10 protein-coding genes are annotated in these 14,775 nt (G+C 50.6%); 6 read left to right on the top strand and 4 right to left on the bottom strand.

Annotated elements, in window-relative coordinates:
- Positions 1-19 precede the first annotated feature (19 nt).
- The 3 genes from I2H39_RS14700 to I2H39_RS14690 all read left to right on the top strand — a co-directional run bounded on the left by I2H39_RS14700 (position 20) and on the right by I2H39_RS14690 (position 3,998).
- Positions 20-1,387, top strand: a complete 1,368-nt coding sequence (locus tag I2H39_RS14700; RefSeq protein WP_195626805.1) for a PTS transporter subunit IIC — start codon at positions 20-22, stop codon at positions 1,385-1,387.
- Positions 1,368-3,011, top strand: a complete 1,644-nt coding sequence (ilvD, locus tag I2H39_RS14695) for a dihydroxy-acid dehydratase (protein ID WP_227146104.1) — start codon at positions 1,368-1,370, stop codon at positions 3,009-3,011. Before I2H39_RS14700 ends, ilvD begins: the two co-directional genes overlap by 20 nt.
- A gap of 222 nt (positions 3,012-3,233) precedes the next feature.
- Positions 3,234-3,998 carry a DUF5714 domain-containing protein gene (locus I2H39_RS14690; RefSeq protein WP_330641014.1) on the top strand — a complete coding sequence of 255 codons (765 nt, stop codon included), beginning with the start codon at positions 3,234-3,236 and terminating at the stop codon, positions 3,996-3,998.
- A gap of 77 nt (positions 3,999-4,075) precedes the next feature.
- Here I2H39_RS14690 and I2H39_RS14685 read toward each other — a convergent pair whose 3' ends face one another.
- Positions 4,076-5,392, bottom strand: a complete 1,317-nt coding sequence (locus I2H39_RS14685) for a glycosyl hydrolase family 18 protein (protein WP_195626804.1) — start codon at positions 5,390-5,392, stop codon at positions 4,076-4,078.
- Between the two features lie 329 nt (positions 5,393-5,721).
- Here I2H39_RS14685 and I2H39_RS14680 point away from each other — a divergent pair, with 329 nt between their 5' ends.
- Complete coding sequence (locus I2H39_RS14680; RefSeq protein WP_195626803.1) at positions 5,722-9,975, top strand: DEAD/DEAH box helicase; 4,254 nt, start codon at positions 5,722-5,724, stop codon at positions 9,973-9,975.
- A 584-nt stretch (positions 9,976-10,559) separates the two neighbouring features.
- Here I2H39_RS14680 and I2H39_RS14675 read toward each other — a convergent pair.
- The 3 genes from I2H39_RS14675 to I2H39_RS14665 all read right to left on the bottom strand — a co-directional run bounded on the left by I2H39_RS14675 (position 10,560) and on the right by I2H39_RS14665 (position 12,905).
- Entirely contained in the window at positions 10,560-11,015 is a 456-nt protein-coding gene (locus I2H39_RS14675; protein ID WP_195626802.1) for a hypothetical protein, read from the bottom strand.
- A gap of 360 nt (positions 11,016-11,375) precedes the next feature.
- Positions 11,376-11,801, bottom strand: coding sequence for an SRPBCC family protein (locus I2H39_RS14670; RefSeq protein ID WP_138310529.1), 426 nt, complete (start codon positions 11,799-11,801; stop codon positions 11,376-11,378).
- An 87-nt stretch (positions 11,802-11,888) separates the two neighbouring features.
- A complete protein-coding gene (locus tag I2H39_RS14665; RefSeq protein ID WP_138310528.1) occupies positions 11,889-12,905 on the bottom strand; it encodes an NADH:flavin oxidoreductase in 1,017 nt (338 codons plus the stop codon).
- A gap of 109 nt (positions 12,906-13,014) precedes the next feature.
- On the opposite strand from I2H39_RS14665, the gene I2H39_RS14660 reads away from it, so the two are divergent.
- Positions 13,015-13,365 carry a helix-turn-helix domain-containing protein gene (locus I2H39_RS14660; protein ID WP_227146101.1) on the top strand — a complete coding sequence of 117 codons (351 nt, stop codon included), beginning with the start codon at positions 13,015-13,017 and terminating at the stop codon, positions 13,363-13,365.
- 88 nt (positions 13,366-13,453) lie between these two features.
- Positions 13,454-14,770, top strand: coding sequence for a replication-associated recombination protein A (locus I2H39_RS14655; RefSeq protein ID WP_138310555.1), 1,317 nt, complete (start codon positions 13,454-13,456; stop codon positions 14,768-14,770).
- Positions 14,771-14,775 lie beyond the last annotated feature (5 nt).

Below are 14,775 nucleotides of genomic sequence, written 5' to 3'. Positions count from 1 at the left end.
CTTAGGGGAGATTAATCATATGCAGATACTTTATAATATATTCAATACGATTCTGGACGCAGGCGCAGTGGTCATGCTTCCAATCATCATTACCATCATAGGGCTTATTTTCCGTGTAAAATTGTCAAAGGCATTCAGAAGCGGCCTTACCATCGGCATTGGCTTTGCAGGTATCAACCTGGTCATCAACATGATGAAGAGCAATCTGGGACCTGCAGCCCAGGCCATGGTGCAGAATTTCGGTATTAAGCTGGATATTCTGGATGTGGGCTGGGGAGCCATTGCAGCAGTTACCTGGTCATCACCCATTATTGCCATCCTTATTTTCTGTATCCTGGCCACCAACATCGTCATGCTGGTACTGAAGGCCACCGATACCCTGGATGTGGATATCTGGAATTATCATCATATGGCAATTGTAGGAATCATGGTTTATTTTGTGACGAAGAATGTGGCAATGGGAATCGGTGCAACCGTTATCATGGCTATCATCACATTCAAGCTGTCAGACTGGACCGCGCCTCTGGTGGAGGATTACTTCGGCATTCCGGGCGTATCCCTTCCAACCATGTCGGCCCTGTCCTCCATTATCATTGCAGCTCCGCTTAACTGGCTGTTGGATAAGATACCCGGAATCAACAAGATTAATTTTGAAATCAAGGATGCGAAAAAATATCTGGGTTTCTTTGGGGAACCCACCATCATGGGACTGGTGCTTGGATGCGTCATCGGTATTCTGGCCAAGTATTCAGTGGCTGACATCATGGCCCTGGGTGTGAACATGGCGGCTGTCATGGTACTGATTCCCAAGATGACCTCCCTTTTCATGGAGGGACTTATGCCTATCTCAGAGGCGGCCAAGAAGTTCACCCAGGAGAAGTTCAAGGGCAGGAAATTCCTCATTGGCCTGGATGCAGCGGTTGTAGTGGGAAATCCGGATGTTATCACCACGTCCCTGATTGTTATTCCGCTGACCATTCTTATGGCAGCCGTGCTTCCGGGAAATTGCGTGCTTCCCTTTGCAGACCTGGCAGTTGTAACCTTCCGCGTGGCACTGGTGGTTGCAATCACCAGAGGAAATCTGTTTAAGAACATCATCATGGGTCTGGTATGTACAGGAGCTATCCTGCTGGCAGGTACGGCCACGGCACCGGTTCTGACCCAGCTGGCCACGTCCGTGGGACTGGACCTGGGAGAGGGCATGATTACATCCTTTGCAGCTACCAGCCTTACGGTAAGCTTTCTGGTATACGAGGCATTTATCAAGAGGCCGTTTATCTCCGTGCCGGTGCTGATTGCGGTTATGGCTGCCGTATGGGTGTTCATGAACCGGTATAACAAGAAGAAAGCAGTTTTAGCAGGAGGAAATGATGTTGCGAGCAATTGATAAATTGGAGCCGTTCCAGAAGGCTATATCCAAGGCCCATCTGGCATCGGCAGGTGTTTCCATTGATTCCCTGGACCACAAGCCCCTTATTGCCATTGCCAACAGCTGGAATGAGATATGTCCGGGACATGAACCTTTAAAACAGCTGGCGGAGGAAGTTAAAAAGGGAATCCTGGAAGCCGGCGGCGAACCCATTGAATTCAACACGGTGGCCATGTGCGACGGCATTGCCCAGGGGCACTCCGGTATGCGCTACTGTCTGCCCCACAGGGAAATCATCACGGATTCCATTGAGGCCATGGTGGTGGGCGAGGGAGTGTTTGACGGAGTGGTGTATATGGGCTCCTGCGATAAAATCGTACCGGGAATGCTGAATGCAGCGGCAAGGATTGACCTTCCGTCCGTTATCGTCACAGCCGGTCCCTGCTACGCCCAGATAAAACCCAATGAGTCCAAGGAGCTGCGCCAGCAGTTCCTGCGGGGCGAGATAACTGAACGGCAGCTGATTGAGGGAACGCTCAAGTATTATACCGGCCCCGGAATCTGTCCCTTCCTGGGAACCGCCAACACCATGGGCGCCCTCTGCGAATCCCTGGGAATGATGATACCGGGAGGAAGCCTGATTCCTTCCAGCACCAGTATGCGCCGTTTCAGCGCAAGGGAGTCAGGGCGGGCTGTAATGAATATGGTGGAGAAACAGATTCGTCCCAGCCAGATTATGACCCGGGAGGCGCTGGAGAATACCATTACCCTTCTATCCGCCATCGGAGGGTCCCTGAATGCCCTGATTCATCTTCCGGCGCTGGCGGCAGAGCTGGGGATTTCCCTGGACTGGGATGATTTCTCAAAGATTACCACCGCCACACCGGTACTCTGTTCCATTGTACCCAACGGAAACAGGACTGTGGTAGACCTGCACTGTGCGGGCGGAATACCGGCTGTGATGAAGGAGCTGGAGTCTGTGCTGCATAAGGATGTGCTGACCGTGACAGGGGAGACGCTGGGGCAGGTTCTTGCGCGCACGGTTCAGGGAGACAGGGAAGTCATAAAGTCCATGGATGAGCCTGTATCCAGGGCGGACGGAATTCAGGTGCTCTACGGCAATCTGGCGCCCCAGGGCGCGCTGGTAAAGACATCGGCGGTGCCTATGGAAGTGCGGCGCTTTAAGGGCACGGCCAGGGTATTTGAGGGCGAGGATGAGTGCTATGCTGCATTCCGGGCAAAGGAGATAAAGGAAGGCGATGCTGTCATTGTACGCTATGAAGGGCCTAAGGGCGGTCCGGGCATGAAGGAACTGCACCGGATTACGGAAATCATCAAGGGAATTCCCAACACAGCGGTCATCACTGACGGACGTTTCTCAGGGGCCAGCGGCGGTTTAAGCATCGGCTATCTGTGTCCTGAGGCGGCGGAGGGCGGTCCCATTGCCCTGGTAAAGGACGGGGACAGGATAACCGTGGATTTGTATAAGGATTATCTCCATCTGGAGGTCAGCGACGAGGAGCTGGAAGCCAGACGCAGGGAGTGGAAGGCCGTCACACGGCCAAAGGAAAAGGGCCTTCTGGGCCGGTACGCCCGCCTGGTGAATACGGCCCGGTCAGGGGCTACCCTGGGCAGGGAGTAGAAAACAGAGGGATGATAAGGGAAACCATTGTAGAATATATGAAACAATGAGGAAAAGAGTGTAAACCGGTTCCGGAAAGGATCGGTTTATGCTTTTTTGGGATTTAACAGGACCATGGTTTATGGTATACTGGGATGGAGTTATCTTATGGGTATATGACTTGTAAAATGGGTTTAAGATGGCCGGATTAAGAAATTGATTTGTTAATCGGAGGATGTGATAGTGGAAGAATGGGTAACGGAAGAACAGGCAATGGAAGAACAGGCAGCGGAAGAAGGGACAGCAAAAGAGCAGGCGGCGGGGTGTCTGGTATGCGGGGCGCCTTTGGAATATCTTAAAACTCAGATTGAGATGGAATGTACTTACTGCCGCAGGAAGTTTATGAGCAATGCCAGGTGCGTGAACGGACATTTTATCTGTGACAGCTGTCATGAACAGATTGGACTGCGGGTGATTGAAGATATATGCAGGCATACAGCCAGCAGGGACCCGGTGGCAATCATGAAGAAAATCATCCTGTCCCCCCATATCTATATGCACGGTCCGGAACATCATGTGCTGGTTGGCTCCGTGCTGTTGGCTGCCTATAAGAATTCAGGGGGAGAGCTGGATTTGGATGGGGCTTTGGAAGAGATGAGAAACAGGGGAGCACAGGTTCCGGGTGGCATCTGCGGACTGTGGGGGACCTGCGGGGCAGCAGTAAGTACAGGCATTTTCATCAGTCTGATTACCGGAGCATCTCCCTTAAGCGGGGAAGAGTGGGGACTTTGCAATGAAATGACATCCAGAAGTCTTGCAGCCATTGCCAAAACAGGTGGTCCCAGATGCTGTAAACGGGATTCCTACACAGCCATATTGCAGGCAATTGATTTTGTGGAGGAGAAATTCGGGATACGGATGGAGCGTCCCGGAAAGATAGTGTGCGGATTGTATGGACGGAACCAACAGTGCCTGAAGGAAAAATGTCCTTATAACCCGCTGGCGTAGAAAGATGGCTGTATGGAATGGGCTGCCGCATTGTGCATGGGCAGCCCTTTTTGCCGGTCTGTACGCCTTCAGATGGGTTACTGCATTCCTCTTTTAATGGCTGACAGCAGGCTTTTGTCAGAATTGTCCGTGTCCTGGGTCAGTTCCCATATCATGATTCCTCCCAGGTTTTCCCTGGCATACACGGCCTTTTTTTCCATGGTGGAAATGCCGTTGTAAAAAGCATCCGCCCCGTTGACCAGGGCGTGGTCTTTGCTCCAGGCATCCGGGTCTGCCGCCAGAATATCCTCATATCCGGCCCAGCCGGGGCGGCTGTAGAAGGGAACGCCCAGCACCACTTTATCGGCAGGCATCTTTCGTGCGCCGCACCAGTAGGCGGCACAGTTCACTGCAAATTCATAGGAAGAATGGCGCTCACCGTCACCGCCGTCATAGGCCATGACATGAATCCAGTCCACTGCCTCCAGCACGGCATCGCTGTGGGCAGCTGCATCGTAGCAGATATTGCCGTCCGCGCTGACGCCGCTGATGACAGCGCTGGTCAGAAGCTTGTCCTGGGCATGGAGTGTATCAGCCAGATAAAGAATCAGCTCCTGGTATTGGTCCTTGGAGCTGCCGTCCATCCTGGGATGTTCCCAGTCCATGTCCACTCCGTCAAATCCGTATTGGCTGCACATGGCCAGGATTTCATCGCCCAGCTGTCTTGTTTTTTCACTGGTGGATGTGGCGTTTACAAATACAGGCTCCAGTTCGGTCCCGTTATGGCTCCATCCTCCCACGGCCAATAGGACTTTCACCTGGTTTTTGTGGGCGTATTCTATCAGCCGGATTGCTGTTTCCGGGTTTTCCAGAGGAAGCAGTCTGCCGTCGGATGTGGGAATGGCAAATGCATAGGCGATGTGGGTCAGCACATCCATCTGCAGTTTTTTGGGCTGGTAGGATTTCCAGGAAGGGTAATAGCCCACTATTTTTGCGGGGGATGTTGAGGCTTTGCGCACGGCTTCCGGCTGGGCGGGCATTTCCGGTGTGTATTCCCATACATCGGCCTGTCCGGGAATCTCTCCCAGGGTCCACCACCTGGCTTTGTATATTTTACCGCTATAGACAGCCTTGTCCCCGCCTGTATAGGTTGTATGTTTGTCCCATTCGGGATAGGAGCAGCCGGAGGTCACCAGGGCCTGAGGGACAGGGGAACCGGAGACATTATGTGTTTCGGAGGCATTATGTGCTTCAGAGACATTATGTGTTTCGGAGACGTCATGTGCTTCAGAGGCGTCATGCGCTGCAGAAGTATCTGCAATGCCATGTCCTCTGACTGCGCTGGATAGTGTAAAGCCGGATATGAGCCCAAGCAGGAATATGAGAAGAAAAATGCCGGTTTTCCGTTTGTCCATGTCTGTTCCTTTCCAGTGCTTCATCTGAGCTGTTTTCCAGTGCGCTTTGATTTGTTTTATGGTTGATATGAACATATTATATAATAAGTTTGAGGTGAAGGGAACCTGTGCAGGCGGAAAATAAAAATTTGGAAATAGCATGGAGAAGGGCGGGGATATCATGTAAGTGACAGCGGGGAGAGGATGCCGTGTAAATGATAGACGGAACCGGCATGCAGGCCATAGACAGGCGGAAGAGGAGAATGGTATAATAATATGAATACCCGGAGTTTTCCGGGTAAGAATCCAGACAACAGAAATGACACGCAGCCGCCTGCATGGAGGATTATATGCAAAAGGATACTCTTAAACAATTCCTGCCTGCTACTGAAAGCTGGTTTCGGAAAACATTCGGAGAACCTACAAAAATACAGAAAGAAGCATGGCCTGCCATTGCCGATAAAAAGCATGTGCTGGTCAGCGCGCCTACCGGTACAGGCAAGACGCTCTCCGCGTTCCTGGTGTTCATTGACCAGTTGGGCAGACTGGCGGAGAAGGGGGAGCTCAGGGAAGAACTATACGTGATTTATGTCTCTCCCCTTAAGTCTCTGGCAGGTGATATCAGGGAAAACCTCCGTAAACCTTTGGAGGGGATTGAGGCGGAATCCGGTGTGGCAGATGATTCCGGCGCATTGGGAGGCAGTGCCGGCACGCAATCCATAAAGGAGATTCAGGCAGCCATCCGCACTGGGGATACGCCTCAGAAGGAGCGTCAGAGGATGGTAAAGCATCCGCCGCATATATTGATTATCACACCGGAATCCCTGTATCTCATGCTGACATCCAAATCCGGCCGTCAGGTATTAAAGACTGCAAAGGCAATCATATTGGACGAGCTTCACGCCCTTATTGATACCAAGAGGGGAGCGCATCTGATGCTGTCTGTGGCCAGGCTGGATAAGCTCTGCGGACACAGGCTCCAGCGGATTGGACTGTCGGCCACCATTGAACCGTTGGAGCTTGCAGCCTCCTACCTGTCACCGGAACCTGCAGTCATTTGTGCCCCGGCCATGGATAAGCAGGTGGAAATCCAGGTCATTGGCACGGCTCCTGCCGTGGGAAGAAGGAAGGACCCGGTATGGGAAGAACTGGGCATGGCGGTATACCGTCAGTGTCTGAGCTGTAAGAGCGTGATTGCATTTTCTGAGGGAAGGCGTTACGTGGAAAAACTGGCTTATTATGTGAATCTGCTGGGCGGGGAGGGATTTGCCAGGGTTCACCATGGCAGTCTGTCAAAGGAACAGCGGGATGAAGTGGAACGGGATTTAAGAGAGGGAAGACTGAGGCTGTTATGCGCCACGTCGTCCATGGAACTGGGCATTGACGTGGGGGATGTGGAACAGGTATTGCAGGTCGGATGTCCCCGTACCATATCCAGCACCATGCAGCGGCTGGGCCGGGCAGGACATAATCCGGGCAGGGTCAGCGTTATGTACATGTATCCCAGGACCGCGCCTGAGGCCGTATATTGCGGTATGACGGCAGAGGTGGCCCGCCATGGAGGTGTGGAACGGGCAAATCCTCCGCGCCTGTGCCTTGATGTACTGGCCCAGCATCTGGTATCCATGGCTTCCGGAGAAAGTTACAGCATTGATGATGTGATGGAAGTGCTGGAACGGGCTTATCCATTTTACCAGGTAACAAGAAAGGATGTGGAGGATGTCCTTGCCATGCTGGCAGGAGACTATGAGCACAACCGGGAAATACCGGTGCGTCCAAGGATTCTGTATGACCGGATTCATGGCCGGGTGTCAGGGGATGTTTACAGCCGTATGCTGGCCACGGCAGCAGGGGGGACCATACCGGATAAAGGGATGTATGCAGCTAAAACAGAGGATGGGGTGAAGCTGGGAGAGCTGGACGAAGAGTTTGTCTATGAGTCCAGAATCGGGGACCGGTTCATGCTGGGGTCCTTTGGCTGGCGTGTGGTCCGCCAGGATAAGGACTCAGTCATTGTGACCCAGGCTCCGGCAGAGGGAGCCAGACTTCCGTTTTGGAAAGGGGAGACAAAGGGCAGGGACCTCAGGACCAGCCTTGCCTTCGGCCGGATATTCGCAGAGCTGGAAATGGCCAGCCGCGCCGGGGAACTGGAAAAAGCCCTGGGAAAACTGGGACTGGACGAGCCGGCGTCGGCCAATGCGTCCGGCTTTATAAAACGGCAGATTCAGGCCACGGAGGGGCTTCCTGACCACAGGACCATAGTGGTGGAACATTTTAAAGACAGCGCGGGAAACCACCAGGTCATGGTCCATGCTTTGTTTGGCAGACGGGTAAATGGCCCGCTGTCCCTGGTCCTGCGTCATATGATACGCCACACCATGGGGATGGATGTGGGAAGTGTGGATGAGGAGGATGGATTTCTGCTGTATCCTTACGGCAGGGAGCAGCTGCCGGAGGGACTCCTGTATCAAGTTAACCCGGACCAGGTTCGTCCGGTGCTGGAAGCAATCCTGCCTGATACGCCTCTGTTCGGCATGACATTCCGCTACAATGCAGCCCGGGCGTTAATGATGGGCATGAAACGGGGCGGGCGTCAGCCCCTTTGGATGCAGCGCCTTAAGAGTACGGAACTGTTAAGCTCCCTGATGGACCAGCCGGACCATCCCCTGATTCGAGAGACAAAACGGGAATGTCTGGAACACCAGTGGGACATTGGGGGAGTGATGGAAATTCTGGCAAAGATTCGTTCCGGTCTTATTACAGTCAGGGAAATCTGGCTGGATGTGCCCTCTCCCATGTCTCTGCCCTTCCAGTGGCAGGCAGAGGCAGAAGAGATGTACGAGTACTCTCCGGTGACTCCTAAAATCCGCCAGGCCGTGCAGGATGACTTGAAGAAGGCGCTTCTTAAGCCCACGGCTGAGGAATTGTCCAAAGGATGGGCAAGGAGAAAGATGCCGGAAAATGAGGAGGAGCTTCATTCCCTTCTCATGATGGAAGGGGATTTGGAAGCAGGAGAGCTGGATATACCGGCTGATTGGCTGGATACCCTGGCCAGACAGGGCCTGGCCTGCTATGTGGAGCCGGGAATCTGGATAGCGGCAGAGCATGAAGACGAGTATATGAGGGCATTGCAGCAGCAGGACCAGGAGGCTGGAATGCATATCATCCGCCGGATGCTTTACTACCGGGGCGGTCAGACAGCGGAAGATATAAGGGAACGGTATTTTTTGTCTGAAGAAATGGCAGAGAGGCTTTTGGAAAAAATGTGCTGTTCCGGGAGCACAGTGGAAGACAAGGGCGTCTATTATCATGAGAAACTCTATGAACGTGCCAGAGAAGGGCATATCCGCAGCCTGCGCAGCCAGACAGTTACGCAGCCGGCTTCCCATTACGCCGCGCTGATGGCTTCCAGGGCAGTGATACATGCTCCGGCAGAAGAACAGCTAAGGGAAGCAATGGCAAAAGGATGCAGAAAACCATTCCCTGTCCGTTTCTGGGAAAATGTTTATTTTGCCAGGAGGGTGGAGCGCTACGGAGGCAGCCTTCTGGACCGCCTGCTGGCCCAGGGGGATTATTTCTGGAGAATGACACCGGAAGGAAACCTCTTTTTTTGCAGTTATGAGGACATAGATTGGGAGTCTGCCGGAACAGAGGAAGAAGAGGACAAAGGAGATGAGCGAACAGGGGCTGCGCTTAAAGGGGATGAGCTTAAAGGGGATGAGCTCCTCATGTACCAGGAGTTAAAACGCAGAGGAGCCAGTTTTCTTAAATTCCTTACAAAGATACCACAGGAAAGCAGCGCCCAGGAAGTACTGTTAAGCCTGGCTGAAAAGGGCCTGGTATGTGCGGACAGCTTTGTGCCTGTAAGACAATGGCAGAACCAGGATAAGGTGAAGAAAGCTGCTGTCAGGCAGCGGGTAAATACCAGGGTCATGGCTTTGTCGGCCGGGAGGTGGGACATTGTAAGGCCGGTAAGGAAATATGGGCCGGAGGAGTGGCTGCAGTTGTTTTTTGATGAAAACATGATTTTATGCCGTGAAACCTTCCGGAAATCGGTACAGGCAGTATGGGAGTCACCCTATACCTTAAAAACGGATGGAAATAAATGGGAGTGGAGCTGGGCGCAGGCATTGGAGGTTCTGCGTATCTGGGAATACACGGGTCGCATAAGAAGGGGCTATTTTGTGGCAGGGATGTCAGGAGCCCAATTTGTCCGCAGCGAGGATTATGATGCCGTGACAGGTGCATTGAGGGAGCCGGATAACCATACAGTGTGGCTAAACGGAACAGACCCTGACCTGGTGTGGGGAAAAGTCCTGGAGTTTCCGGATGAATGTGGATTTCTGGCAGTGGCCGGAACCGCAGTGGCCCTGAAGGCAGGAAAGCCGGCAGCCGTAATGGAACGCCAGGGCAGGGTGCTCCGCGTTTATAATACTAATGATATGGAGGAAGTGATAACAGAATTTGTCCGCGCATTTAAGCAGGGAGCCATATATCCGGAGCAAAAGAGGATTGTTTTGAAAGAGTATCCGGATGAGGCAGCTGATGTATTGCAGACTGCAGGATATATGCGTGAAATGAAGGATTATGTGCTGTATAAATAGTGTATAGCTTTACGGGATTAAAGTCCTTTTAGGCAGGTGCGAATGCCAGGCGGACATGAAATGTCCGGGAGATTCGCACCGGAAAGTCCGGGGAGATGGATGGATGTGTGGGCTGTGGCAGAAGGAGCGAAGGGCGGAATTAAGGAGGAAAAGTGAAAAATACACAAAATGATGGGGGGAATGCGGAGGGAATGTTAGGCAGATTTGCTGTCGAGGCCCGCGAGGGCCTTGTGGGTTGAAATTTCGCGTATGATGGAAAAGCGATGACTGAGTTGGGTCGAGGCCCGCGAGAGCCTTGTGGGTTGAAATCGCATCGCTATTACAGAGTGTGGCCGGGGACACGGCGTCGAGGCCCGCGAGAGCCTTGTGGGTTGAAATTTCTTCGGTCTGTACCTCCTCCAGCCGTTGGAGCGTCGAGGCCCGCAAGGGCCTCGCAAATCGAAATAAGAAGGGCAGTAGATTTATGATTTTTTGTAATAAGCCAATTCCCATCAGAACCTTACCACCACGCAAAGGAATACAGCTTCCCCAACATTACCCCCATCCCTGCCTGACGCCATCCTCCGCGGTTATTCCTCTGTCATTTATTTAGCCATAGCAGCTTTATCCGCACGCCCCATCCATTCATAATACTTACACCATTCATCTAATGAATGCAGGGGAATTGAGACATTATTTACCATGGCCGACGATGTAATTGTATCAGGGTCCAGAGAACAGTCGTGGTCAATTCCGTCATGAACGATAACAAATCCAGCCATTATGTCAATATCCACGCCATCTATCGTATATTCAAGGAAGTGCCTTGTTTTATACCGCGCATTTGGATTTTTTGGAGACAGGGCGCCGAATTGCTGCATAAGTTCTTTTACACGGGGGACGTCTTTTTCTGATATCAGAAGGTCGATATCATGAAAATCATCTGTTTTTCCATTGAGATACAGCAATAGAGAGGCGCCCACGGCCCAGGTGACCCCTGCGCTGTTAAATTCCTGTCCGATGTCAGATAATACAAGCAGTTTGTCATCTATCGTTTTCATATGAAAGCCCCCTCAAATCCATTCTGAAAAATGGTATTTTAATTTAATATCCTTAAATCAGGTATTCTATGTTACGCATAATATAAAAGTACTAACTTCATACTTAATAATCAGGGCATATTTGGAAGTTCATTGTCTGTCCTAAGGAATCCGCCAGAGGTACCCGCCTTAGGACCACTTTAGGATAAAGTACACCCCGCTTTGCGATATATTTGGCTTAAGTTCAGTCGGAACAGCCCATTACGCCTCCTTCACCGGGACCAAATATCCTGCAAAGTGAGCCTCGCATCTGACGTAAAAGCAATCTTCAAACACGACCTGGTCATTCACTATTTAGATATTATACAAAACTGAAAGTTGTCAATTGAGAAATTTCTTTAAATCTGTTATAAATTGCGTCTGCGCTTTTTTCAAATATGTTTGTTCAAATACGCTTTTACCAATGGGTCTCATTGAAAGTTTTTTCGCTGTTACACACGCTGTAAAGTCGATTTCTGTTTCATTGCCATTGGACGCACTGGTTTTGGACGCAAATACAACAGCCCAGTGACCTTTTGTATGGCTGTTTTCCACATCAAGCTCCCAACGTCTGAACGGTTCAACCACAGTAACCGTAAAGGTTGTTGGGTAGCCATTGGGGGAATATTCTATAAACTGCTTTCCATCTATCAATTCTGTTCTGCTCACATCACTTCTCCATGTGTGATAACGCTCAACTGCTAATACGGTTTCCCATACTTTATGGATATCGCATTGGATAATAACCTTTATATTAGATGTTGTCATATTCAATTCCTCCTTTCAAAACTAAATTCCAGCCTCTTTCTTATAGAATACACTATAAATTGCTGACTATCAATCTTAACCTGCTCTCTATAGGCCGCTCTGGTTTAAGGCCAAAGCTGCCTGCTTTGCCCAGTGGGAGTTTTTTAAAATGGCGCGTCCAATACCTATCATATCTGCTTTTCCTGTTTGCAGCAGCCTTTCCGCTGTCTCTGCTTCTGTAATGCCTCCTGTAAGGATAACAGGAATGCGGACGGCATTTTTTATGGGAGCAGAAAGTTCACTAAAATATCCCTGCTGTTTTACTGTTGGATTTATATATGAGCAGAAACCACCTGAAATATCTAATAAATCAACACCGGCTTTTTCAAATTCCTGGCAGGCAGATACACTGTCCCGGATGGTTATCCCTCCCTCTATATAGTCACAAGCTCCAAGACGTAAAGCGATGGGATAGGAACTGCCTACTTGCTTACGGACAGCCCTGATAATTTCTAAATGAAGTCTGATTCTGCCCTGAAGTGTATTTCCTGTATATTGATCCAGCCTTTTATTTGTTAACGGAGAAAAAAATTGATTCAACAGGTATCCATGCGCCGAGTGTATTTCCACACCGTCGAACCCGGCTTTTTTCACTCTTAATGCTGCCTTTGCAAAATCATTCACCACTTTATCAATATCGCGTTGCGTCATTTCACTGGGCAGCATATCATGTGTTTTAATCCCGGGTATTTGTATGGAACTTGCGCTTAAAAGCCTGCAACCGGTTATTGCTGTTTGGGTCGCTCCGCCGGCATGGCTGATTTGCGCAAAGACGGGTGTATCGTTATTGTGAATAACAGCTGCTATTTTTTTCAATCCCTCTATATCATCATCTTCAGAAACAGACAGCTGGCTGTTGCCGGCTTTTCCCTCCTGATTTACAAAACAATGTTCTGCGATAATCAAACCAATATATCCGCCTCTGGATTTTTCGTCATAATATTGGCAAAGCTTCTCTGTTGCCTGGCCTGTCTGGTCAGCTTTAGCGGTTGCCATGGGCGGCATCACCAGACGATTCTTTAGTTCAATCTTTTTTATTTTTATCGGTGTGTTCATTAAACTCATAAAAATTGCCTCCTGCAAATTTGATATTGTGTAATATTATTATACTGTGTTATAGTAAAAAAGAAAGAACACACATTTTTGATAGATACTATCTAAAAGGAGAGTTAAGGTGGCGGGAGATAAGGATTTTTGTAAAGAGGTAAATGTAAAACCATTTGCATATGCCATTTCATTAATTAACGGAAAATGGAAAATGCATATTCTGTTTTGGCTATGGAAAAAGGAGGTTCTCCGATACAGCGAATTAAAACGCGCATTGGGAAGCGTGACGCATAAAATGCTGAGCAGCCAATTAAAAGAACTGGAAACCAGCGGAATTATCATTCGTACCGAATATCCGCAGGTTCCGCCCAAGGTTGAATATTCACTTTCTGCAATAGGGCAGAGTATGATGCCGATTCTGCAGTCGCTTTGCAAGTGGGGAACGGAGAATATTCCGGATGATTGGGAAATGCAGTAAAATCAGAGTGAAACGTAATCGTATCCAATTTATTTATATTCATTACAATTACAGCACAACCCATTTCTGAAAGGAGGGGTAAAAGGTGATGGAACAGATGTCATTATTCGACGACAGAGAAGTATACAATCCCCTGGCCAGCAGACTGCGCCCGGATGACCTGGACGGATTTGTGGGGCAGGAACATCTTTTGGGAAGGGGGAAGCTGCTGCGCCAGCTCATAGAGCAGGACAAAATTCCGTCTATGATTTTCTGGGGACCTCCCGGTGTGGGCAAGACCACCCTGGCCGGAATCATAGCCAAACGGACCAATGCCCAGTTCATCAATTTCAGCGCTGTTACCAGCGGCATCAAAGAAATTAAGGAGGTCATGGCCCGGGCTGAAAACAGCCGGAGAATGGGAATCAAGACCCTTGTATTTGTGGACGAGATACACCGCTTCAACAAGGCACAGCAGGATGCGTTCCTGCCTTATGTGGAAAAAGGAAGCATTATACTGATAGGGGCCACCACGGAGAATCCCTCTTTTGAGATAAACAGCGCCCTTTTGTCACGGTGCAGGGTGTTTGTGCTCCAGGCATTGACGCAGGACGACCTGGCCCGCCTTATTAAGATGGCGCTGACGAGCACAAAAGGACTGGGCTATCTGAATGTGGAAATCACGGATGATATGGTTGATATGATTGCCGGGTTTGCAGACGGGGATGCCAGGACCGCCCTGAATACGCTGGAGATGGCAGTGACAAACGGGGTAATCAGCCCGGATAAGACCACGGTTACAGAGGATGTGCTGAAGCAGTGTATCGGTAAAAAGAGCCTTTTGTACGATAAGAAGGGGGAAGAACACTATAACCTTATATCCGCACTCCACAAGTCCATGCGCAATTCCGACCCGGATGCAGCTGTTTACTGGCTGGCGCGTATGCTGGAGGCAGGGGAGGACCCGCTGTATGTGGCCCGCAGGCTGGTCCGTTTTGCCAGCGAGGACATAGGTATGGCGGACAGCCAGGCGCTGACGCTGGCGGTGTCTGCTTACCAGGCATGTCATTTCCTGGGAATGCCTGAATGCAATGTACATCTCAGCCACACCGTGATTTACCTGTCCATGGCGCCCAAGTCCAACTCTGCCTATACGGCCTATGAATCCGCCAGGACAGATGCCCAGGACATGCTGTCTGAGCCGGTTCCCCTTACCATACGCAATGCCCCCACCGGGCTGATGAGGGACCTGCATTACGGTGACGGCTACGTATATGCCCACGATACAAAGGAAAAACTGGCGCGGATGCAGTGCCTGCCGGATTCACTGGCCGGAAGGGAATATTACCATCCCACGGACCAGGGGGCGGAGGAACCGATAAAGGAGCGTCTGGAGGAAATCAAGGCGTGGAAAAAAGGGGAATAGCATTC

Origin of the sequence: Clostridium sp. 1001283B150225_161107_B6 (assembly GCF_015556325.1) — a bacterium.
In the GTDB taxonomy this organism is placed as follows: domain Bacteria; phylum Bacillota; class Clostridia; order Lachnospirales; family Lachnospiraceae; genus Enterocloster.
This window is presented reverse-complemented; position numbering and strand designations above follow the sequence as displayed.

Coding starts and splice junctions, on each gene's coding strand:
- I2H39_RS14670 (WP_138310529.1), bottom strand. CDS start 11,801: ATGACAACATCTAATATAAAGGTTATTATCCAATGCGATATCCATAAA.
- I2H39_RS14675 (WP_195626802.1), bottom strand. CDS start 11,015: ATGAAAACGATAGATGACAAACTGCTTGTATTATCTGACATCGGACAG.
- I2H39_RS14685 (WP_195626804.1), bottom strand. CDS start 5,392: ATGGACAAACGGAAAACCGGCATTTTTCTTCTCATATTCCTGCTTGGG.
- I2H39_RS14700 (WP_195626805.1), top strand. CDS start 20: ATGCAGATACTTTATAATATATTCAATACGATTCTGGACGCAGGCGCA.
- I2H39_RS14665 (WP_138310528.1), bottom strand. CDS start 12,905: ATGAGTTTAATGAACACACCGATAAAAATAAAAAAGATTGAACTAAAG.
- ilvD (WP_227146104.1), top strand. CDS start 1,368: ATGATGTTGCGAGCAATTGATAAATTGGAGCCGTTCCAGAAGGCTATA.
- I2H39_RS14655 (WP_138310555.1), top strand. CDS start 13,454: ATGGAACAGATGTCATTATTCGACGACAGAGAAGTATACAATCCCCTG.
- I2H39_RS14680 (WP_195626803.1), top strand. CDS start 5,722: ATGCAAAAGGATACTCTTAAACAATTCCTGCCTGCTACTGAAAGCTGG.